Source organism: Hymenobacter elongatus (genome assembly GCF_004745955.1).
GTDB classification, from domain to species: Bacteria; Bacteroidota; Bacteroidia; order Cytophagales; family Hymenobacteraceae; genus Hymenobacter; species Hymenobacter elongatus.
Map to the genome: position 1 here is coordinate 1 of NZ_SRLD01000011.1, position 22614 is coordinate 22614.

Consider the following 22614-nt stretch of genomic DNA (forward strand, 5'->3'; position numbering starts at 1 on the left):
CTCATCGGCCACGGTGTAGCCGCTGGCCCCGTCGGCCAGACGTAAGAGCATCCGCCCGCGTTGGACCGTGCGCCCGGCGTGGCGGCCTTTGCGCGTTAAGGCTTCAATGGTCAGGCGGTCAGCCGACAACAGGACGAATGGCGTGAGTGGTCTTCCCATTCAAAAGCAACGACCAATCTGCTTTTTTGTTCGAAAAACTCCCCTGACTAAGCATTAGTGTCTCAGCAGCCCCTCTTTAACCAGGCGCAGCACTTTTTCTACCTCTTGCAAAAATCTACAGCACGGTTGCTACGCTACCCAAGCTCACATATCCTTTCCAACCCACTGGGAATAATGGCTATACGTGTGACCCAGGTTTAATGTAATTTTTTATTAAAAAATATCAATCATTAACATAGGTACAACCAAAGCAGAGCAGCAGGGTCCAAAATGGCTACAAAGCGCCTATCTGCACTTATTGAGACGACCTGGGGCGCTAAACGTTAGCTGGACCTAACCTGCGATGCTGCCCTCGGTCTACTGCGGGATGCATCAACCACGGGCAATAAAAAAACGTCGCCTGAGCCTGGCAGAGGCAACTAAATTACCCTCACCAGCATCAAGCGACGTTTATGATGTTAAGTGCTAGTAGCGCAGCAGCTTTATCTGCGCGGTTCCTTGCGGGCCATCAAGCAGTAAATAATACACCCCGGCCGCTGGCATAGCGGCCGATAAATTGAAGGAAAGCATCATCAGCGGCTGCAGCAGCTGCTGCCGACCACTTGCCACCACCGCCCCCAACGCCGAGAGCAGCGTGTAGCTAACTTCGCCCTGCAGCGGCTGGCCTACCCGAATCGTGAAGCGTCCATCAGCTGACGGATTGGGGTGGACCTCGGCCTGCAGCAGCTTGGCTGCCGCCGATGAGGACTGGCTGGCCAGCGCCACGGCTGGCGGCGCCTGGTTGGTAACGGCAAACGTGATAGTTAGCTTGGTGCCGGCCGTGCCCCCACCATTCGTGCCGGAATAAGGTGTCGCCGTAAGCGAATAGCTACCCACGGCGGGCGTCCAGGGGTTGTAGTCGCTGTTGCTGTCGCTGTATAACGCATAAGGCGCTATGTTTTCGGTCTGGCTTTTGGTCTGGGTGCCACTCAGAGCCAGCACCACGCTGCCCACCGTTGCCGGGGTGGTATTGGCCCGAATATTCAGATTCTTAGTAGGCAGCGTGGCTAAGTTCAGCGTGGCTCCGCTGGCCAAAGCCTGAATCCCCTGGTCCGTATCAGCATTGATGAGCGTATAGCTTTCCACCGCGACGATGACGGCGAAGGTGGCCGTAATGGTCTTGTTGGCCGACATGGTCACGGCTAGCGGGTTGGTGTTGCCCGTCGCCGCCCCGCTCCAGCTCACAAACCGCTGCCCGGTGCCGGGCGTGGCCGTCAGCGTCACGACCGTGCCGCTGGCGTAGGTGGCCTGATTCGGGCTTTTGCTCACCGTGCCCGTGCCGCTGGTGTTCACCGTCAGCGTGTAGGTAACTGGCGGGGCTGGCTGGTCTACAACGATAAAGCTGATGGTGAGCGGCGAGCCGGCCGTGCCCCCACCATTTGTGCCGGAAAAAGGAGTGGCCGTGAGCGAATAAGTACCCACAGTGGGCGTCCAGGGATTATAGTTGCCGCTTACCGCCGAAAAAAGAGCATATGGGGGCACCGACTCGGTTTGGTTTTTCACCTGCGCCCCGCTTAAGGCAAACACGACACTACTCGTGGCGGCCCCGTTCACATTGGCCCGGATATTCAGGTTGCGCGTCGGCAAGGTCGCCAGGTTCAGCGTTGCGCCCGTTGCCAGCGGCTGAATGTCCAGGTCGGTGTCGGCATTCACCAGCGTGTAGCTTGTCACGGCTGGTGGGGGCGGCGGAGCAAAAGTGGCCGTAATGGTCTTGTTGGCCGACATGGTCACGGCCAGCGGGTTGGTGCTGCCCGTCGCCGCCCCGCTCCAGCCCGTAAACACCTGCCCGGTGCCGGGCGTGGCCGTCAGCGTCACGACCGTGCCACTGGCGTAGGTGGCCTGATTCGGGCTTTTGCTCACCGTGCCCGTGCCGCTGGTGTTCACCGTCAGCGTGTAGGTAACCGGCGGGGCTGGCTGGTCTACAACGATAAAGCTGATGGTGAGCGGAGTACCCGTGATACCGCCGCCGCCAGCACCGCTGAAGGGCGTGGCAGTAAGTGAATAATTGCCTACTGGTGGCGTCCAGGGGTTATAGTCGCTGTTGCTGTCACTGAACAAGGCATACGGGGCCACCGACTCGGTTTGGTTTTTCACTTGCGCCCCGCTTAGGGCAAACACTACACTGCCCACGCTGCCGGGGCTGGTGGTAGCCCGGATATTCAGGTTGCGCGTCGGCAGCGTGGCCAAGTCCAGCGTGAAGCCGTCGGGCAGGGGCTGAATATCCTGGTCGGTATCGGCATTCACGAGTGTGAAGCTGCTCACGGCCGTGCCGCCGCCGGGCAGCGGAGCAAAGGTGGCCGTAATGGTTTTGTTGGCCGACATGGTCACGGCCAGCGGGTTGGTGCTGCCCGTCGCCGCCCCGCTCCAGCCCGTGAATTCCTGCCCGGTGCCGGGCGTGGCCGTCAGCGTCACGATTGTACCGCTAGTGTAGTTGGCCTGGCTTGGATTTCGGCTCACGGTGCCCGTACCGCTGGTGTTCACCGTTAGCGCATAGGTATTGGGAGTTGCCTGATCGACGACAGAAAAGCTGGCCGTCAGCATCGCAGCCGGCGTGCCACCACCACCGGAGCCGCTGTAGGGCGTGGCCGACAGCGAGTAGTTGCCCACCGGCGGCGTCCAGGGGTTGTAGTCGCCATTCAGATCCGAAAAGAGAGCATACGGGGCCACCGACTCGGTTTGGTTTTTCACCTGCGCCCCCGTTAGCGCAAACACCACGCTGCCCGTGGTGGCCGGGTTGGCATTGGCTCTGATATTGAGGTTGCGCGTCGGCAGCGTCGCCAGGTTCAGCACCGTTCCGTTGATAACGGCCTGGATATCCTCGTTGCTGTCGGCATCGACCAGCGTGAAGCTGGTGGTAGCACAATCGGGGTCGAGCCGCACCTCCTTGGTGGTGGCCAGGCCGGCAGCATCGGTCACGGTGAGGGTAATACGGTAGTAATAATTCTCCGCTCCGCACCCAAACGGCGCGATGGTCGTGGTGGTTTGCACATTCTGGTCGATGGGCTCGGGATGCTGATGCTGCTCGTGGTGCAAAATCGTTTGCCACTGATACGAGAGCTGCGCGCCGCTATGCTCGGCGTCCGTCACCGTCGCCCGCAGGTTGTAGGTCGAGTTGCCCGTCATCGAATACAGCGTGTTCAGCGCCGGGCTCGTAATGGTCACCTGCGGCGGCGTATTGTTGGCCGAGATACTCAGCGACGTCTGGTTGGTGCTGCCCTGGCTGTCTTTCACGGTTAGCGTCACCGTATATTTGGTGGGGGCCGAAGTGGGCGGCGTAAACGTATGCGCGGGATTGATGGCCGTACTGGTGGTGCCGTCGCCGAAATTCCATACGTAGGTTATGGGCTGCCCCTGCGGATCGGAGGAAGCGCTGCCCGTAAACTGCACGGCCAGCGGGCCGGGGCCAAAGGTTTTGTTGGCCGATGCCACGGCCACCGGGGGCGTGTTGCCGCCGGAGCTGTAAGTAACCTTGCGAATCTCGGACGGGTAAAAATTGACGTAAAACAAACCCGTTTCGCCCGGGCTCACGGCCATGCCGACCACCACGGCTCCATTGTTCACGAAATCCTGCACGGCGGTGGGCTTGTTGTTCGCATCCAGGCTCATGCGGCGAATCCAGCCGCCCACGTAGTCGCCAAAGAAATAGGCGTTCTGGTAGCCCGCCGGAAAATCGGAATAAGGGTAGAACACGCCGCCCGAGGAGGAATTGCCGCCAAACTGCGGCCCCGACACTGGCGAGCCAGCGGCCCCGATATTGACGGTGGCAGCAGTTTGGCCGCTAAAGATGCCCGTGCGCGAAGGCCCGTCGCCGTGGCCCCAGTCGATGAGCGGACGCGTGTGCACGAAGGTGGCGACGGAGGCCGGAATGGCTTTGGTATTGTCGCAGGGGTTAGTAAAAGTAGCCGTGCCGGTGGTGGTAGCCTGCTTGATCAGGTCGCGGAAGTAGAAGTACTGCTGCGTGCAGCCGCCAATGTTGTACTGCGGATTGGGCGCGTCGTAGTTGTAGGTGTTTTGCGAGGAAAACGAGCTGTAGGGCGTCAGGCCCTCAAACAAAGGCCAGCCCATATTCTGCCGGGGCTTGTCTACTACGTGGGTTTCTTCCCAGAGCGCGGCCCCCACCTCGCCGATATAGAGGATGCCGGGGTTGCCTGTGGTAGGATCGGTGCTGCCCGTGCCGGGCTTTAAGCTCATCCGAAACGGGTTGCGAAAACCCAGGGCCCACACCTTGGAGCGCGGGGCATTGGGAGCCGCTGCGTCGTAGTAGGGGTTGCTGGGAACCCCGGCTCCCGTAGCGGGGTCGATGCGCAGAATCTTACCGCTCAGGCAGTTCACCAGCTGGGCCCGAAACGAGCCCACATCTTCTTTGCTCGTAATGATGCCGTCGGCCAGGGCCTGCTGAGCATAGGTGGCGTTGTAGTTGCCGTAGTCGGGCAGCGGATGTGCGCCGTCGCCGGTCGACACCAGCAGCGTGCCGTCGGAGCCAAAAACCAGCGAATTGGTGACGTGCCCCCTGAACGTGGACGGGATACCCGTGGATTTGGTCGCGCCCAGCAGTATGTTCCGGCTGGAGGCGGCCACGGTGCAATTTCCGGTCGGATTGGTGGCCGTGTAGCGGGTCAGGCGGCCAATGGTGGCGGTAGAATAGTCGTTGGTAGTGGCGCTATAGGCCGGCGTCCCGAAGTTCAGCAGGTGGTGCCGGTCTACTACATAGAGCAGGTAGATATACCCGTTCGTATCGAAGTTGGGGTCGAGGGTGAAGCCCAGCAGGCCGTGGTCGGCCCAGGCGCCCACTTCGGGGCTGATATCGAGCAGCAGCCTTCTTTGTCCGCCTTCCACTACCCACACCGTACCAGGCCTCTCCCACACGAACATTTTCGAGCCGGTTTTGGTGAACGTCAGCCCTACGGCCTCATTCCAGTTCGCTGAAACAACAGCTGACGTGAAGCCACTGGGGGGAGCCTGGGCCCGCAGCTGTGGGCAATGCAGTGTTAAAAAAAGCACCCAGAGCACCCATGTACACGTATTTTTCATGCTGTCTGTATTAGAATTAGGCAATGCATCCGTTTTCTACAAGCCCACTACCACCAGGGCGCGGCGGCTACCAGCCGGAGCACGATACCCGCTTTTTAGCTTGGGCACACCATTGCTGATGCAGCGTATCTGGCTTTTGTGTCGTGGGTTTTCGTTTCTGGCAGGGTATACCTCCTTACACTTCTTCCGGCAGTAGCAACACACTAGGGCAAACGCCAAAGAGACTGAGGCAACTACAGCAGAGCAATGCCCCAACAGCGGCCTCGGACTCGGAAACAGGAACTACTAAACGGTGGTAGATACTGACAACAGAGCACAGTCCAGAGTGCCCCCGAGCGGTGCCTCGCGAGTGGCTCCGTTGGGGTCTGGTTTCTAAACAGAAGAAGTTACTATAATTATTTTTATTAAAAAATTAATTATTTCACTAAATCATGTGATACCAAACGCTGTTCAGCTTGCTAGCTACACATGGAACCTGTTCAGGAAGTCATTAAGATCAGTCACCCCGTCAGTCTACTTCCTAGACAGCTTCATGACAGGCAACGCAGACTAACTGTTCATCCTCACTATCGCTCCAAAAAAGAAGCAGCTCCCGGCCTGGGAGCTGCTTCTCTTCTGTCTTCATAAAATAGGGTGGCCTCGGATAGCTTGTTTCTAGGCTGATATAGGGCGACTAAAAATAAGGAGGATGCGAGCCGGTGACAGGCCTAGGGTCTCACTCTTGCTGAGGCTGCCTGAACTTGTAAAGATCTTAGCGGCGCACGAGCTTAAGCTGGGCGTTGAGCTTTTTTCCTTGCAGGCGCACGTAGTACAAGCCGGCGGCTGGCAACTGCCGGGAAAAATCGAGGGGCAGCAGCGTGGTTGCTTGTGCTACCGGCACAGTGCCCTCAGCCACCAGCGCCCCCACGGCCGACAGGAGCGTGTAGTGCACCGAACCCTGCACCGCTTCGGGCAGCACAACTTGGTAGTGGCCATCGGCGGACGGGTTCGGATAGGCTTGCAGCCCACGGTCAACGGTTGGCTTCGCCTGGGCCGTAATAATGCCCGTGCGGTTGATAAACTTGAACGTAATGGTCAGAGCCGTGCCGGCCGTGCCCGCGCCACCAGCTTCGGTATATGGCGTAGCGGTGAGCGAATATTTGCCCACGGCGGGCGTCCAGGCATTGTAGTCGCCGCCCGCATCCGAAAACAACGCATACGGCGCCAGCGACTCAGTCTGGTCGCGGGTGTCGGCGCCGGTGAGGCTGAACTCGACGCTACCCACGGCAGCAGGCGTAGTGGTAGCTCTAATATTCAGGTTGCGCGTGGGCATCTGCACCAGGTTTATGCTGTCGCCGCTCACGAGCGGCATAATATCCAGGTCCGTATCGGCATTGACCAGCACAAAGCTGGTTACCGCCTGGGGCGTAGTTTGGGCGGATGCGGGCAGGTAGCCGAGCAGGGCTAGCAGCAAGAGAGTAGCGGGAGCTTTCACGAGTAGTGGGATTAGGGAGGGAGAATGAAAAAATTGACGCCAGCAGCCGGGCAATACCCTCCCTATCACACCTGTTTTAGGGAGGAGTCAGCGTAGTTCGACCAGAAGCAAAGGAGAAGTCAGCGGCCATCAGCAGGTTGCCGGGCCTTATTGGGTTCCATGGATGCACGTAATTGACGGCCGCGTTAGGTATTTGTAGAGAAGGAATGGAGCAGGTGGTGAAGCTTGGGCAAAGGGTCGCCGAGCCAGCCCCGAATGGTCGTATCCTGCCAGGAGAAGGGAATTTTATTGGGACCTCGGCCCAATAGTTTGTACCGAAGAAAATTGGCGAAGGGAATATAGCGCCCCAGCGTAAAGGACGCGGGCGGAATCTGCTGGCCCAGCGCGGCCCGGCACGCCAGCACCGGGAAGTTCATAGTGGCCCGCACCGCCGAGCCTACCACCGTCAGCCAGAAGCGGGTGTTGATTTCAATGACCTTCATCTGCCGCGCCTGGGTATCGTAGCGCAGATCGAGGTGGGCCACGCCGCTCCAGTTCAGGGCCGACATCACCCGGTGTACCACGTCGAGCACGGCCTCATTGCGCACAAACTCGATGGCCTCGGTGGGCGCATAGGTGGAAACAGCCGGTAAAATCCCCTTCTGAATAGAATACGCCACCAGCTTGCCCTTGTGATAGAGCACGTTGCAATCGATATCGTAGCCTTCGATACAGTTCTGGATGACGTAGTTGCTCGCGGCGGGCAGGGCAGCCACGGCCCGCCGCAGCGTTTCCGCGTCCTGAAACAGCTCAATGCCGCCCCCGCCTATACCGTCCACCGGCTTGAGCAGCACCGGAAAACGGAACCCCTCGAGCTGCGCCGCCAGGTTGCGCCGCACGTCCAGAATGGTGTCGGGCGCCGGGATGCCCCGGGCCTGCATGAAAGCGCCCAGCTTGCTCTTATCGGTGGCTATTTCATACGCGGCCGATTCGGGCAGCGGCAGCACCCGCAGAAAAGCGGCCAGCTGCTGGCGGTGCGCAATGGTGAAGCGCATACCCGCCACATCAATAGGCAAAAACACCTCAGCTTGCGTATTTTCGGCGACTTCCCGGGTGTAAGCAAGGAATTCAGCGTCCGATTTTTCTGGCGAAAAGCAGTGATGCTTGCGCACGTACCGTGAAAAGCGGTAAGGACTCGCCGAATTGCGCGAGAGCAGATGAACGACGACGCCTTTCTGGCGGCACAGGCAAAACAAAACTGCCCCCGTGAGCCGGTAATTGCTTTCCAGCACCAGTACAGTGAGCGTGTCACCCTCCTTTCTTGGATAGTGCGACGCCGCTCGGCCCGGCTGCCGGGTGTCGTCTGGCGCAGGGTTGGCATCCTCAGATGGCGGCCTGGGTGCCGGGTTCAGGGGAATATGACGGTCGGCACCGGCATATTCCAGTAGGCTGATCTGGTCGGTGTTCATGTGTGGGTGAGAGTAGGTGGGGTGGAAAGCAGCAGGAAAATAAAATAATGTAGATAGCTGTTAATCAACGGCTGACCCAACCTCAGCCGCCACTGCCTCAGCCGAGCTGACGCGGGCACTCAAGCCGAAATACGCCTCCTGTTCCCGGCGCAGCTGGTCGACCAACCGGCCGGCCGGCAGTTCCACATCGTCGTAGGTTAGCGCCTGGTCTTTGGGCACATCCCGTAGCAGCCGGCAGCCCTCGGCCACGCCCAGCGGCAGCAGGTTTTGCTCCTGCGCCACGGCAGCGTTTTCCGCCAGCCCGTAGGTCATGTAGTGCCCGATACCGTCGAGGGTTTCGCCGGCCCGCAGCGGAATCTTGGCGGCCGTAATTACCTCCACGCGGGGCGCACCCTGCGGGGCCAGCGCGGCATCCTGAAACAGAACCGCCCGGGCCACGGTAGTAGGCGTTTCGAAATGGCACAGGTGGTAGGGTGTGTAGAAACAGTAGAGCGGCCCCGGCCCCAGCTTGTACAGCTTCAGGTAATGCTGCTGAATAGGATCATCGTGGGTGCCCAGAATGAAAACGCCCGGCCCGGGCTCGGCCCCCACCACGTAGTCGACGATGCCGGGGCCACCGCTGAGCAGCAGCTCCTGCGGATACCACTCCGCCGCTTTGCTGATAGGCGTGCCCGGGGCTACTGTAGGCCCCAGCATGCCCCGCTGCGCCACTTCCATGCCCAAGGCATTGGCAATTACGGCCTGCTCGAAGCTGATTTTGCTGCCATCGGCAAAGCTCGTCACCATGCTTGGGTTTTGGCCCCACTGCCGGGCAAAAGCTTCCTGCGTAGTTGGGTTGCGGTACGGGTCGTGCAGGCCCTTAATGTTGCCGCACAGCACGGGCTTCACGCCCAGGCCTTTCACGAAGCGCGCCAGATTCAGCGTCACGCCCGGCTGGTCGCCGTCCGATACGGTGTACACCACCCCGGCCCGGTCGGCGTGCACTTTCAGAATGGCTCCTACCGTGCCGTCGAGCTCGGCATTGAGCAGCACCACGTGCTTGCCGTGGCGAATGGCTTCCAGCACCACGTGCGCGCCGTGCTCCACGGCTCCGGTCACCTCAATAATGGCATCGATACCTTCGGCCCGACTGAGCAGCAGCGCATCGTCCGTAATAGCCGGCTGGCCGCGCTGAATACAGGTTTCCAGGGCCAGCACCGAGTCTACTTCCCGGGCCGCCAGCTCCCCGGCTTCCTCGTAGGCACGCCGGGCCTGCGACAAAGTGCGGTTGGCAATGGCGACCAGCACCATGCCCGGCACGTAGCGGCAAATTTGCAGCGCTACGCCGCGCCCCATAAATCCGGCCCCTACCATCGCCACGCGGATGGGTTGACCCAGGCGTTGGCGTTGCGCCAGTGCGGTATCAATGATGAGCATAACTTTTCAGAAAGCAGGTGATGAAAGAAAGAGTATAGCTGGCAGCGGACAACGGAATGAATGCTGCGGCCTAGTCGGTGAGCTCCGCTTCCGACGAGGGCACCAGCAGCTGAAATGGCGGATGACTCCGGTCTTTTTCGGAGATAATGCGGGGGTCGAAGGGCCATTGAATCTTAATGGCCGGATCATCCCAGCGCAGCCCCCGCTCCGAGCCGGGGGCGTACTTGGCCGATACCTGGTAGCACACGTCGGTGTCGTCGGCCAGCGTCAGGAAGCCGTGGGCGAAGCGCGCCGGCACAAACAGCATGCGGAAGCTGGAGGCCGTCAGCTCTACGCCCAGCCACTGGCCATACGTCGGCGACTCTTCCCGCAGATCCACTATCACGTCGTATATGGCACCGTGCGTACAGCGCACCAGCTTGGTTTCTTCGTAGGGTGCCAGCTGGTAGTGCATGCCGCGCAGGGTGCCGCGCTGCGGATTGGAGGAGACGTTGGCTTGCAGCGGGGGCATGAGAATGCCATGTTTGGAGAACTCGTCTACGCACCAGGAGCGCGCAAAAAAGCCCCGCTCATCGGCCATGCGGTCTACGTCGATAATGAAGGCACCTGGTAATTCGGTCTCGGTGAAAATCATAGCAGGAAAGATGTAGCGGTGGTGGAAATGGGAACGGGTAGGGAGCGGTTAGGATAAAGCCATTTCGGCGGGTGCCACCGCGCGGAGAGCGAGGGACGTGGCAGTAGCAGGCTCGTGCCAACACAGACTGGCATCGAGCTGGCCGATTTCGCGCAGGCTGGTCAGCACCCGCAGGCGCATGAGCTGCGAGGAGCGGAAGTCGGGGTCCCGGAAGCCCATGCCGAGCAAGCCTTCGTGCAGCTCGGCAATAGTATCGGCGAGCGTGCGCCGGGGCTGGTGGTCGGGAGCAAGCTGGCGAAACAGGCTGAAGTCGACGCGGTAGGAGCGCTTATCCGGGGGCGCGCTTAGGTTCAGCTCCACCTCCGTACCGGGTATAGCGGCGGCAATGGCAGCGGCCAAGTCCTTCACCTGGTAGTTCCATTCTTCTGAACCAGCATTGATGGCCAGGAAAGAACCACCGCAGCCTACGGGTCGGCCAATAGCCCATTCGATGGCGCGGGCCATATCCTGCACATGAATCAGGGGCCGCCACGGGGTGCCGTCGCTCAGAATGCTGATGCGGCCCGTAGCCACGGCACCAGCCACGAAGTCGTTGACGACCAGATCGAGCCGCAGCCGGTCGCTCCAGCCGCAGGCCGTGGCGAAGCGCAGGCAGGTCACCCGGAAATTATCATCGGCCAGCGGCGCCAAATCCTGCTCGCTCAGCACCTTCGAGCGGGCATAGGCCGTCAGCGGATTCAAGTCCGAGTGCTCCGTTTTGGCTCCTTCGCCCCCGGCTCCATACATGCTGCATGAGCTGGCAAATACGAAGGCTTTCACACCGGCAGCTTTGGCCCGCCGCGCCAGCCAAATGCCGGCCTGGTGGTTGATTTCCAACGTAACATCCTCGTAGGTTTGCCCCATTGGGTCATTGGAAATGGCGGCCAGATGCACCACCGCGTCCAGGCCCTGCAACAGCGTGGCCGGCAGGTGGCGCACGTCGCCAAACAATTGACGGTCGAGACGCGCCTCGGGCAGCCGCTGCGCTCCGGTGAGGCAATGGGCGAAATAAGCCATATCGTACCCAATGAGTTCGGCTTGCGGAAACTGCTGCCGCAGGTGCCGAACTACGCCCGGCCCAACGTAGCCCATGTTGCCAGTAATCAGGATGCGCTGCATAAAGTTGAGGTCAGAAAGTAAACTTTAGAGTAGAAGCCACCAGTTGCGCACTACACTCTGGTGCAAAATTTTGCTTGGTCACTTGCCTTGTGCTTTAGTCTTTCGGCAGCAAGGTGGGGGCCGCTACGCGCTGCCCAGCCGGGGCCGTCACGGCCGAGGTCATAATGTGCGTCAGCACCGGGTCGATGGAGGCAGTTTCGGCCGCCGTATCCCATATTTTCCAGCGGGCTTTGCCGGCGCTCCACATTTCCTCCAGCATGTTCCGGTCGCGCAGCGTATCCATGGGCTGCCAGAAGCCGGTGTGGCGGTAGGCGGCTAGCTTGCCAGCGGCGGCGAGGCGCTCCAGCGGCGCTTTTTCCCACACCGTGCTGTCGTCCTCGATATAATCGAACACCTCTGGTTCCAGCACGAAGAATCCGCCGTTTATCCAGGGCGTTTCGCCACCCTCGGGCTTCTCGGTGAAGCTGTTGATTCGGCTGGCCTCATCGGTGAGCGAAAACACCCCGAAGCGGCCCGGCTGGCGCACTGCCGTGAGGGTAGCCAGCGCCCCTTGCTGCTGATGGTACTGGATGGCGGCCCGAATATCGACGTCGCCGACACCATCGCCGTAGGTCAGGCAGAAGGCTTCATTGTCCAAGTGCTCGCGCACCCGCCGCAGGCGGCCCCCAGTCATCGTTTCCTGCCCGGTGTCGACCAAAGTCACGGTCCAGGGCTCGGCATTGCTGCGATGAATCTGCATCTCGTTCCGGTCCATACGAAATGTCACATCGGAATTATGTAGAAAATAGTCGGAGAAATACTGTTTTATCATATAACCCTTATAGCCGCAGCAAATCACGAAGTCGCGAATGCCGTGGTGGGCATATATTTTCATGATGTGCCACAGGATAGGCCGGCCGCCTACTTCTACCATTGGTTTGGGCCGTACGCCGCTTTCTTCGCTAATACGAGTGCCGTAGCCACCCGCCAGTATAACTGCTTTCATAGGTGCGCGTGTTGGTTGAATTCAAGACAAGAAGAGAGAAGGAAGAGAAGACGATGAAACCCGCAGCCTACAGCCTGCGCGCTACTCTTTAGGTATCGAAATATAGTCTATATTGTAATATTAACAATAAAAATTAGTATAATTTTTTAATAAAAATCAACTATAAATCAACATTATCCTGTTAGACAGAAAACAGAACAGCTCCGCCCTACCTGGACAGAGTGGGCACAAGACTGCAGGCCACGCGAGGCGGGGAAGCTATGGGTAGAGCAGAAAGTTGTGTAGCCCAGAGTGCCTCACTAGGACAATGCTCCATCGCACGAGAGCACTCAGGCGGCGCTATGGGGCCGACCAGCCATATATCCCAGGGCACGCCGCCCAATCAGGTAGACAAACCGGGTATTAGTATGCAGGTAGCGGCGCCACAGCCGCCGCGGCTCCAGCCACAGGCGGTAGGCCCACTCCAGCCACAGTTGGCGCGCCCAGCGCGGCAGGCGCGGCTCCAGCCCGGCATACACCGGAAAAGCCTGCCCAACGCCAAGCATACAGCTACGGATGCGGCCCCGGTGCGCGGCCATCCAGCGCTCCTGGCGCGGGCAGCCCAGCGCCACGAACAGCAAATCAGGGTCGGCGGCGGCAATAGCGGCTGTTTCGGCCGCATCTTCTTCGGGAGTAAGCGCCCGGAAAGGCGGCGAACAGGTGCCGGCAATACGCAAGGCTGGCAACTCACGCCGGGCCCGCGCTACCATTGCAGCCAGCACCTCGTCGGTGGTGCCGTAGAAATAAACGGACTGCCCCCGGCGGGCGGCCTCGGTGAGTAGTGCGGGCAGCAGATCCATGCCGGCCACGCGCGCCTGGCGCTGCCCATGAAACAGCCCAATTGCCGCCGCTACGGGGCTGCCATCAGGCACCACCACGTCGGCCTCATCCAGCACCCGCCTAAAATCGGGGTCGTGGTGCGCTTCTACCAGCATGTGCACGTTGGCGCAGCACACATACGCCGAGGAGCGGGCCGCCCCCAAATCCAGAATAGCACCCACGAACTCAGCAAAGGTTCCGGTCGAAATCCACGAATCCAACACAGGTCGTTTGGGTAGCATAGCGGGTAGGCAAAACGGATAAAAAAATAGGGAGGGTTTGGGAGCAGTCCGTCAACTTGGTCTAACGGACCCTGGCTTCCGAGGCTGCTCCCTCCCCCTCCCCTTTTTCGGGCTCAGACAAAGGCATTCAACTAGTGCTGCCCCCTATGGGCAGCGCGCACAGGCTTAGTAGGCGTTTTTCTCGCCCCGAATCATGTTCCAGACGGTTTGCCAGATTATTTTCATATCCAGCCCAAACGTCCAGGTTTCCATGTATTTCAGGTCATATTCCACCCTTTTGCGCATGGCCTGCGGAGCCCGGGTTTCGCCCCGATACCCATTGACCTGCGCATACCCCGTGATGCCGGGCGTAACGGCGTGGCGCATCTGGTAGGTGCGGATGTGCTTGGAATATTCCTCGAGCTGAGAAATCATGTTGGGCCGGGGGCCCACTACCGACATGTGCCCCAGAAAAACGTTGAAAAACTGCGGCAGCTCGTCGAGGTTGTATTTGCGCAGATAGCGGCCTATCCGGGTGATACGTGGGTCGGCAAAGGTGGCTTGTAGCTCGGCCTGGCCGTGGCTGGCACTCATGGTGCGGAGCTTGAAGCAAGGAAAAAGCTCGTTGCGCTTGCCGGGGCGCATTTGCTTGAAGAAAACGGGCCCACGCGAATCGAGCTTAATAAGCAGCGCCAGCAGCGGCAGCACGATGGGGAAAGCCAGCAGGATAACGGCCAGCGAAAAGCCAATATCGAACACCCGCTTCAGCACCTGGTTGGTGCGGATGCCCAGAGGCTGGTGCCGAATGGTGAGGATGGGCAGGTGGTCGTAGAAGTACACGTTGACCTCGCGGCGGACCGTGCCCCGAAAGTCAGGAACGATGCGGAAGGACAGGAAATGGTCGTCGGCAAACTGCGACAACTCCTCAATCAGCTCGTGGCGGTCGAGGGGCAGGGTAAAGTAGATTTCATCAACCTGAGTACGCAGGCAGTAGTCACGCAGGTCGGCGAGGCCGCCGCGCACGAACGAGCGGAGGCTATCGGCCACGGGCTCATCAGCAAAGAACCCCTGAAACTGGTTGCCAATAGGATCGTGCGAGCCCAGAAACCGGTACAGCTCCTGTCCGCTTTCACCGGCCCCCACGATGATGAACCGACTATGTGCCCGGGTAATGTGCTGGTGGTAGGCCCGGTAGCAGAAGGTCAGAAAAAAGCGCCCGCCCACGACTCCGGTCACCGAGAAGCTATAGACGGCGAAGATGTAGCGTAGCGGCAGCCAATCCAGGTCGAGCATCAGAATCACGGCCAGCATAATGCTGGCATGCAGCAAGAAGGTGCGCATCAGATAGAGCAGCTTCTCGGGGTAAGTAATCAGCTTATCGACCCGATAGATGTTGGCAAACTGCCCCGAGAGCAGCCACCAGAGCAGCCCAAAGATGACGAAGCAGAAAGGATAATAGCCCGCGAAGTGCCAGTTTCCGAGCAGCATACGGCTCGCCAATCGAAATGCGCCCAGAATAAGCAGCACATCGATTACGGGAAGAACTAGGCGTGAAGCGTCTGAGTAATGTCTGTACCGTTCCATATACGACGGGTAAGTAAGGCTGAATAGGCAGTGAACCTGCAGTGGGAGCAGCGTTCAGGAGGTTATTGAAACAAAGAAAACATAAATTATGCTTTAAACAATATTAAATATCACTTTTATTTTAAATACAGCTCTACAAACCTGTACACAGGTATTAATCAAACATTTAATTGTCTTAAGCAACCTCAACTTAGCATGTACTGCTATCGAATGTATGGCGCAGAAAAGAGGGCTTCGTACTGCTTGTGGTTAGCAAGCAGTACGAAGCCCTTAAATATCAACGACATATGTTTTATCTTATCCTACTCACTCCCCCCTGCCCCATGTGGTGCAGGCTCTAAAGCCGTAGCCGACTCGGCATATTGCCGGGCCTTACCGGGCAGCGTTTTATGCTTTTCCTTGTTGAGGGCGGCTGCGGGCTCAGGCACCCAGTGGTGGCGGCCGCCAGCGCGCTCGTCGTTGAATTCCGTCGGAATGGTGCCCGCCGCGGTGCGTTCCTTCCACGTGAGCTGCTCGCTGCCATCGTCGCGGCGGTCCATCGTGATGCAGTCCTCTACGGGGCATACCAGGGAGCACAGGTTGCAGCCCACGCAGTTGTCCTCAATAATTTCGGGGACGCGCGTGCCCGCATTCAGCCTGATGGCCTGGTGGGCACCATCTTCGCAGGCCGTGTAGCAGAGCTGGCAACCGATGCACTTTTCCTCGTGGATAGTGGCCGTTACCTTGTATTTCAGGTTCAGATCTTCCCAGTGCTTCACATTTGGCAGCGCCTTGCCCACCATGTCGTAGATGGTGTGAAAGCCTTTTTCCTTCATATACTGCTCCAGGCCGCTGGTCATTTCCCGAATGATGCCGAAGCCAAAGTGCATGGCCGCCGTGCACACCTGCACCGACGATGCGCCGAGCAAGATATGCTCTACCGCGTCGCGCCAGTTTTCGATGCCGCCGATGCCGGAAATAGGCAGGCGCACATCGGGGTGCTGGGCGCAGTTTTTCACCATGTTCAGGGCAATGGGCTTCACGGCCGGGCCGCAATAGCCGCCGTTGGAGCCCTTACCGTCCACAATCGGGTAGGGCGCGAACAAATCCAGATCTACGCCCACGATGCTCTGAATGGTATTGATGAGCGAAATGGCATCGGCCCCACCGCGCCGGGCAGCCATGGCAGGCTCGGTGATGTCGGAAATATTGGGCGTGAGCTTCACGATAACCGGAATGCGGGCCACTTCCATCACCCATTCCACAATGGTTTGGAGCACTGCCGGCTCCTGCCCCACCGCCGAGCCCATGCCCCGCTCGCACATGCCATGCGGACAGCCAAAGTTCAGCTCAATTCCGTCGGAGCCGGCATTCTGCACGTCGCGCACGATGTCGTGCCACTCCTGGCGGCTTTGCACCATGAGCGAAGCAATGACGGCATGGTGCGGAAAGCGCTTTTTCACTTCCTCGATTTCGCGTAGGTTATCGGAAAGCGGCCGGTCCGAAATCAGCTCGATATTGTTGAAGCCGACCATGCGCTTATCCCGGTAGTTCATGCTGCCGTAGCGGCTCGATACGTTCACGACGGGCACGCCCAGCGTCTTCCACACCGCGCCGCCCCAGCCCGCGTCGAAGGCTTTCATCACCTGGTAGCCCGAGTTGGTGGGCGGTGCCGAAGCCAGCCAGAACGGGTTAGGCGACTTTATTCCGGCAAAATTTATGGAGAGGTCTGGCATAGCCATGTATTCGGTTTGGTGGGGTAGAAGCTACAAGCTAGTCTAGTTTCCCCCTTCAGATGATGAGGGGCCAGGGGTGGTTGACAATCGTTGAACGACTTTCTGGCATTAGCTCTAAAAATCGTTCTGCGGAGTCACCCCCCCCTAGTCCCTCCTCATCTGAGGAGGGGAACTAGACCAGCTTTTAGCCTTAGTCTTTCGTCTTTGTCAGATACTCGTGAATGCCGCGGGCGGCAGCTTTGGCTTCGGACGAGGCATTTACTACTTCGGCCCCACCGTTGCGGGCATCACCGGAGGTGAAGTACCGGGGGTTGGTGGTCTGGCCGGTGCGCTCATCGGCTACGATACGCCCTTTGTCGTCCAGACGTAGTCCCGGAATCAGGGCCAGAAGCTGCGTCTGTTTGGCTTGGCCAGTGGCTTTAATTACCATGTCGCAAGGCGCTACGAACTCGCTGCCGGGCACGGTGCGCACCTGCCCGTTCAGGGTGGCGGTGCGCACGAACTTCACGCCTTCCACCTTGCCGTTGCCCACTATTTCGACCGGAGCCACGTTGAACAAACCCTTTACGCCCACACCCTTGGCTAGATCGTACTCGAAGTCGTAGGCGCCCATTTCTTCCTTGCCGCGCCGGTAGGCCAGCACCACGTCCTCCGCGCCCATCCGGGCCGCTTCCGACGCCGCATCCATGGCAGTATTGCCGCCGCCCAGCACAATTACGCGGCGGCCCACGGCGGTGTGGTGGTGGCGCTGGCGCAGCTGCTCGATAAACTCGACTGCGCCTACGCAGTTGCTACGCTCCTCGCCGGGCAGTTGCAGCGCGTTGGTCGGCCCCAAACCGATACCCAAGAATATGACATCGTAGGATGCCTCCAGCGCCTCCAGCTCGCGGCGCGAGCTAATTGGCTGGTTGTAGTGCACCCGGTAGCCGAACTGCCCTTCCAGATACGCCATTTCGGCCAGCACTTCCTCGTTCGTGATTTTGTAGGGAGCCACGCCATACACCGTCAGGCCGGAAGGTTGGTCTTTGGCTTCAAACACATCTACCTCATAGCCCAGGCTCCGCAGCTCGCAGGCAGCGGAAATGCCCGCTGGCCCGGCCCCAATAACCGCGACTTTGCGGCCATTGGCGGGGCCCGGACCAAATAGCTGCTTGTCTTGCTCGATGGCCTCACGCGTGGCGAAGCTCTGCAGCCGCCCGATTTCAATAGGCTTCACCTCCTGCAGGTTATACACGCAAGCACCCTCGCAGAGCACTTCGGTGGGGCACACTTTGCCGCAGGCATTGCCGAAGTAGTTGGCTTCGTAAATGGTGCGGGCCGCCCCGGTCGTGTTGCCGGTATTTATCTGCCGAATGAACTGGGGAATATCGATGCCGGAGGGGCAGGCATTGATGCAGGGCGCATCGAAACAGAACAGGCAGCGCGAGCTTTCAAACAGCGCCTCGGAGGTGTTCATCCGGGGCTTGATCTGGGCAAAATTCGCGTGAAATTCTGGCTCGGAAGTGGGAGTTTGGTACTCGGCCATGGTAATGGTACTAAGGGAGAGGGTAACAGTGTGGCTATAGCAAGGGGAAAGGGCAGGTTGAAAAACCAGGGGCCCTGCCCGACCGGGACCCGATCAGGCAGGACGTGCTGAGCAAAGCTGACAGCTGCCTACAGCTCTACCAGCTTGTCGTAGGTTTCGGGGCGCCGGTCGCGGAAGAACTGCCAGGTGTTGCGCACTTCCTCAATCATGTCGAGGTCGAATTCGGCTATCAGCAGCTCATCGTTGTCTTCGCTGGCCTGGGCCAGGATCTGGCCGCGAGGGTCTACGAAGTACGAAGTGCCGTAGAACTTGCCCAGATTCCAAGGCTTCTCCACGCCAACGCGGTTGATGCAGCCCATGAAGTAGCCATTGGCGGCGGCGTGGGCCGGCTGCTCCAGCTTCCAGAGATACTGCGAGAGGCCTGCTACCGTCGCCGAAGGATTATACACGATTTCGGCTCCGTTCAGCCCCAGCACCCGGGCTCCGTCGGGGAAGTGCCGGTCGTAGCAGATATACACGCCTACTTTAGCATACTTGGTCTGGAACACGGGGTAGCCCATGTTGCCGGGCTTGAAGAAGAACTTCTCCCAAAAACCGGACGTGTGAGGAATGTGGTTTTTGCGGTACTTGCCCAGGTAAGTCCCATCGGCGTCGATAACGGCGGCCGTGTTGTAGAGAAAGCCCGCCGACTCCCGCTCATACACCGGCACGATCATCACCATGTTATACTTCTTGGCGTACTCGGCCATGCGGTCGGTGGTGGGGCCGGGCACGGCTTCGGCCGAGGCATACCAGGCTTTGTCCTGGCCGGGACAGAAGTACGGCGTGTTGAAGATTTCCTGCAGGCAGAGAATCTGCACGCCCTGGCGGCCAGCCTCCTCGATGAGCGGAATATGCTTCTGCACCATCGCCTCCATGATTTCGGCAATCGTGCCTTCCCCTTCGGTCATCGGCAGGCTCATCTGAATCAGGCCGGATTTAATAATTCTTGGCATTGGGTTGGGGGAATTTTGGGTGTTGAGAGTTGAATTTTCAATGGCAGAAACCGGAGCTAAAAACTAGTTCCCCTCCTCATCTGAGGAGGGGCTAGGGGTGGTTGATAATCGTTGAACGACTTTCTGGCATTAGCTCTGAAAAGCCGTTCTGCCGTGGTCAACCACCCCGCCCTTCAGGCGCCCCTCCTCATCTGAGGAGGGGAACTAACTTTCTAGCCTCTGGCCCTAAAAAGCAGTTTTGCCGCGCTTGATGAACTGGCCGTAGCCGCGGCCGACTTTGGTTTCGCCACCATCCACGGCTACCTGGCCCCGCAGCAGCACGGTGTCGATTTTACCCGTCAGCTCCCAGCCTTCGTAGGCCGAGTAGTCGACGTTCATGTGGTGGGTAGCGGCCGAAATAGTGTGGGTTGCAGTGGGGTCGAAAATCACCAGGTCCGCGTCGGCCCCGATGCTGATGGTACCTTTGCGCGGAAACATGCCGAATATTTTGGCCGCGTTGGTGCTGGTCACTTCCACGAATTTCTGCAGGCTGATGCGGCCTTTGCTCACGCCCTCCGAAAACAGCAGCTCCATGCGGTGCTCAATGGCCGGATGGCCATTCGGTATTTTAGAAAAGTCGTCTTTGCCCGCCAGCTTTTGCGCCCACATAAAGGGGCAATGGTCGGTGCCCACAACCTGCACCAGCCCTTGGTTGATACCGGCCCAGAGTGTTGCCTGGTCCTTTTTTTCGCGCAGCGGCGGCGACATCACCCACTTGCCTCCCTCCTCTTCATTGTCATACAGTGAGGCGTCGAGCAGTAAATATTGAATGCAGGTTTCCACGAACACCCGCTGGTTGCGCTCCGTGGCGCGGCGCACCTGGTTCAGGGCGCCCTCGCAGGTGAGATGCACGATGTAGGCGTTGACGTCGGTGTAGTTGGCAATGTCGGCGAAGCGGCCCGAGGCTTCCGCCTCCGTCACTTCGGGCTGCGACAAATAGTGGTAGCGCGGCGTGAGCTTGCCCTGGGCACGGTGTTGGGCAATGAGCGTATCAATCATGTCGCCGTTGGTGGCATGGGCCGTCACGAGGCCGCCGTGCTGCCGCACCTCCTGCATCAGCCCCAGCATCTGGGCATCGTCAATCATGAGCGCGCCTTTGTAGGCCATGAACGTTTTGAAGGACGTAATTCCCTCGGCCACCATGTCCTTGATTTCCGCCTTCGTGGCGGGGTTGAAATCGGTGACGGCCATGTGAAACGAGTAGTCGCCGACGGCGGTGCCGGTAGCGCGGCCCTGCCATTCCGTAAGCGCCTCGCGCAGGGAGTGCCCCTGCTTTTGCAGCACAAAATCGATGACCGTAGTCGTGCCGCCGTGCAGGGCGGCACGGGTGCCGGTTTCGTGCGTATCGGAGCTGAAAGTGCCCATGAACGGCATGTCGAGATGCACGTGCGGATCGATGCCGCCGGGCACGACGATTTTGCCGGTGGCGTCAATGATGTGGTCGGCCTGAACCGGCAAGTTGCGGCCCACAGCCACTATTGTTTCCCCTTCCACCAGCACGTCGCACACCGCGTCGGAATCGGCCGTCACCACGCGGCCATTTTTAAGAAGCAAAGACGCCATTCAGCAGGGAAAAGTGAAAGAAGTTTAATTTGAAAATTTAGGCTTTTCGCCTCCCAAATACAAGCTACCGCAAAGGCTTATTTTTTCGACTAGAAAATAGTATCCCTAAGCTGGTTACGCCAGCTGGCAAGCTACCCGGAAGAATGGAAATAGCAACGACCCTGCCCCACTAGCACAGGGCAGCCGGCGGCTCAGTTTAATCCTGTTGCTGTTACCGAATAAATACACAAGTGGCACTAGCGCAAACTACCCCGTTCGCGCTAGTGTGGCCGGGGCTAAAAGCTACTGCGTTACGTACTGGTCGGCGACGCTGATGGCTTGGGAAATAATATCCAGTCCTTCGTCCAGTTCGTCTTTGGTAATGCTCAGGGGCGGGGCAATAAAAATGTAGTTCCAGCGCACGAAAGTGTACATGCCCAGCTCCTTGATTTTGGCCGCCACTTTGTTCATAATTTCCATCTGGCTGGGAGCCGCATTCCAGGGAGCCATCGGTTCTTTGGTGGCGCGGTTTTTCACCAGCTCGACGCAGCCAAACAGGCCGGTATTACGCCAGTCGCCGATGCTGGGATGGTGGGCCATCATTTCGGCCATGCGCGCATCGAGATGACGACCCATGACCACGGTATTTTCCAGCAGATTGTCCTCCTCATAAATATCGAGCACGGCCACGGCGGCGGCGCACGACACAGGGTGGGCCGAGTAGGTAAGCCCCAGCGGCAGCGGCTTGTCGTCGAACGATTTGGCAATGGCCTCATCCACCATCACCGCGCCCAAGGGCAGGTAGCCGGCCGTGATGCCCTTGGCCATGCACATCAGGTCTACTTTCACGCCGTGGTGGTCGGAGCCGAACCACTTGCCGGTACGACCAAAGCCGCTCATCACCTCATCGGCCACCAGCAGAATACCATACTTGTCGCAGATTTCGCGCACCCGCCGCCAGTAGGTCGGCGGATACTTGATGCAGCCTGACGTACCCGACTCGCCTTCCAGAATAATGGCCGCCACGCTGCCGGGGTTTTCGTACTGAATGATGCGCTCCATGGCGGCGGCGGCCCGCTCGGCACACTCTTCGGGCGTGGCGCTATACCACGGGCAGCGGTAAGAATACGGATTCTCGACGTGCACCACGCCCGGCATGGCTTGGCTGTCGACGGCAAACTTGCGCGGGTCGCCACCGGCGCTGATGGCCCCGTAGCTCGCCCCGTGAAACGACAGGTACAGCGTCACAATTTTGTGGCGGCCGGTGTAAACGCGGGCCAGCTTAATGGCATTTTCGATGGCCTCGGCCCCACCCAGCGTAAAGAAAGCTTTGGTCAGGTTGGCGGGCGTGATTTCCGCCAGCTTCTTGCCCAGGTCGCCCCGGGCCTTGGTAATCATACCGGGATACACGTAGCTCAGCTCCCGCATCTGGGCGGCTACGGCCTCCGTCACGCGCTGGTCGCCGTGGCCGATGTTGACGTTCATGAGCTGCGACGAAAAATCGATGTAGCGCTTGCCGTCCCGGTCCCAGAGGTACACGCCCTCGGCCCGCTCGGCGCTGATGGGACTCAGCCCGGTCTGCTTCGACCAGGAAAAAAGCGTGTGCTCCAGGTTATCGTGCAGAATCTGGTCTTTGTCGGTATCGGTGTAGGTTTCCATTGGGAGGATACGGGTGCTGGTAGGCGAAAGAACGTGGTAGTTAGACTCTTAAAAGGTAGCGAAAAGCCGCCACTCCAACGCCATGAGACATTGAGCGACGGAAGTTTTGACTACTACATTTGGCCGTTAGGC

General features: G+C 59.2%; 14 protein-coding genes. All 14 read right to left on the reverse strand.

Annotation, left to right across the window (positions count from 1 at the left end):
- Positions 1-624 precede the first annotated feature (624 nt).
- Positions 625-5229, reverse strand: coding sequence for an InlB B-repeat-containing protein (locus E5J99_RS07125; RefSeq protein WP_135497033.1), 4605 nt, complete (start codon positions 5227-5229; stop codon positions 625-627).
- Between the two features lie 751 nt (positions 5230-5980).
- Complete coding sequence (locus E5J99_RS07130; protein ID WP_135497034.1) at positions 5981-6703, reverse strand: T9SS type A sorting domain-containing protein; 723 nt, start codon at positions 6701-6703, stop codon at positions 5981-5983.
- A gap of 185 nt (positions 6704-6888) precedes the next feature.
- A complete protein-coding gene (locus tag E5J99_RS07135) occupies positions 6889-8151 on the reverse strand; it encodes an ATP-grasp domain-containing protein (RefSeq protein WP_135497035.1) in 1263 nt (420 codons plus the stop codon).
- 60 nt (positions 8152-8211) lie between these two features.
- Positions 8212-9567 (reverse strand): NAD(P)H-dependent oxidoreductase, encoded by a 1356-nt coding sequence (locus E5J99_RS07140; RefSeq protein ID WP_135497036.1) that lies wholly within the window; start codon positions 9565-9567, stop codon positions 8212-8214.
- A gap of 70 nt (positions 9568-9637) precedes the next feature.
- Positions 9638-10201 carry a dTDP-4-dehydrorhamnose 3,5-epimerase gene (rfbC, locus tag E5J99_RS07145; RefSeq protein WP_135497037.1) on the reverse strand — a complete coding sequence of 188 codons (564 nt, stop codon included), beginning with the start codon at positions 10199-10201 and terminating at the stop codon, positions 9638-9640.
- A gap of 48 nt (positions 10202-10249) precedes the next feature.
- The gene (locus E5J99_RS07150) at positions 10250-11359 is read right to left on the reverse strand and encodes an NAD-dependent epimerase/dehydratase family protein (RefSeq protein ID WP_135497038.1); all 1110 of its coding nucleotides are present in this window, start codon (positions 11357-11359) and stop codon (positions 10250-10252) included.
- A gap of 94 nt (positions 11360-11453) precedes the next feature.
- A complete protein-coding gene (gene rfbF, locus E5J99_RS07155; protein ID WP_135497039.1) occupies positions 11454-12344 on the reverse strand; it encodes a glucose-1-phosphate cytidylyltransferase in 891 nt (296 codons plus the stop codon).
- 329 nt (positions 12345-12673) lie between these two features.
- Entirely contained in the window at positions 12674-13444 is a 771-nt protein-coding gene (locus E5J99_RS07160) for a WecB/TagA/CpsF family glycosyltransferase (RefSeq protein ID WP_135497040.1), read from the reverse strand.
- A 165-nt stretch (positions 13445-13609) separates the two neighbouring features.
- Complete coding sequence (locus tag E5J99_RS07165; protein ID WP_394345944.1) at positions 13610-14950, reverse strand: exopolysaccharide biosynthesis polyprenyl glycosylphosphotransferase; 1341 nt, start codon at positions 14948-14950, stop codon at positions 13610-13612.
- A gap of 359 nt (positions 14951-15309) precedes the next feature.
- Positions 15310-16722 (reverse strand): NAD-dependent dihydropyrimidine dehydrogenase subunit PreA, encoded by a 1413-nt coding sequence (gene preA / locus E5J99_RS07170; RefSeq protein WP_135497042.1) that lies wholly within the window; start codon positions 16720-16722, stop codon positions 15310-15312.
- A gap of 190 nt (positions 16723-16912) precedes the next feature.
- A complete protein-coding gene (locus E5J99_RS07175) occupies positions 16913-18247 on the reverse strand; it encodes an FAD-dependent oxidoreductase (RefSeq protein ID WP_135497043.1) in 1335 nt (444 codons plus the stop codon).
- A 128-nt stretch (positions 18248-18375) separates the two neighbouring features.
- Positions 18376-19242 carry a nitrilase-related carbon-nitrogen hydrolase gene (locus E5J99_RS07180; protein WP_245318769.1) on the reverse strand — a complete coding sequence of 289 codons (867 nt, stop codon included), beginning with the start codon at positions 19240-19242 and terminating at the stop codon, positions 18376-18378.
- Positions 19243-19467: 225 nt separating this feature from the next.
- A complete protein-coding gene (hydA, locus tag E5J99_RS07185) occupies positions 19468-20844 on the reverse strand; it encodes a dihydropyrimidinase (RefSeq protein ID WP_135497044.1) in 1377 nt (458 codons plus the stop codon).
- 282 nt (positions 20845-21126) lie between these two features.
- Positions 21127-22482 (reverse strand): aminotransferase class III-fold pyridoxal phosphate-dependent enzyme, encoded by a 1356-nt coding sequence (locus E5J99_RS07190; protein ID WP_135497045.1) that lies wholly within the window; start codon positions 22480-22482, stop codon positions 21127-21129.
- Positions 22483-22614: the final 132 nt, after the last annotated feature.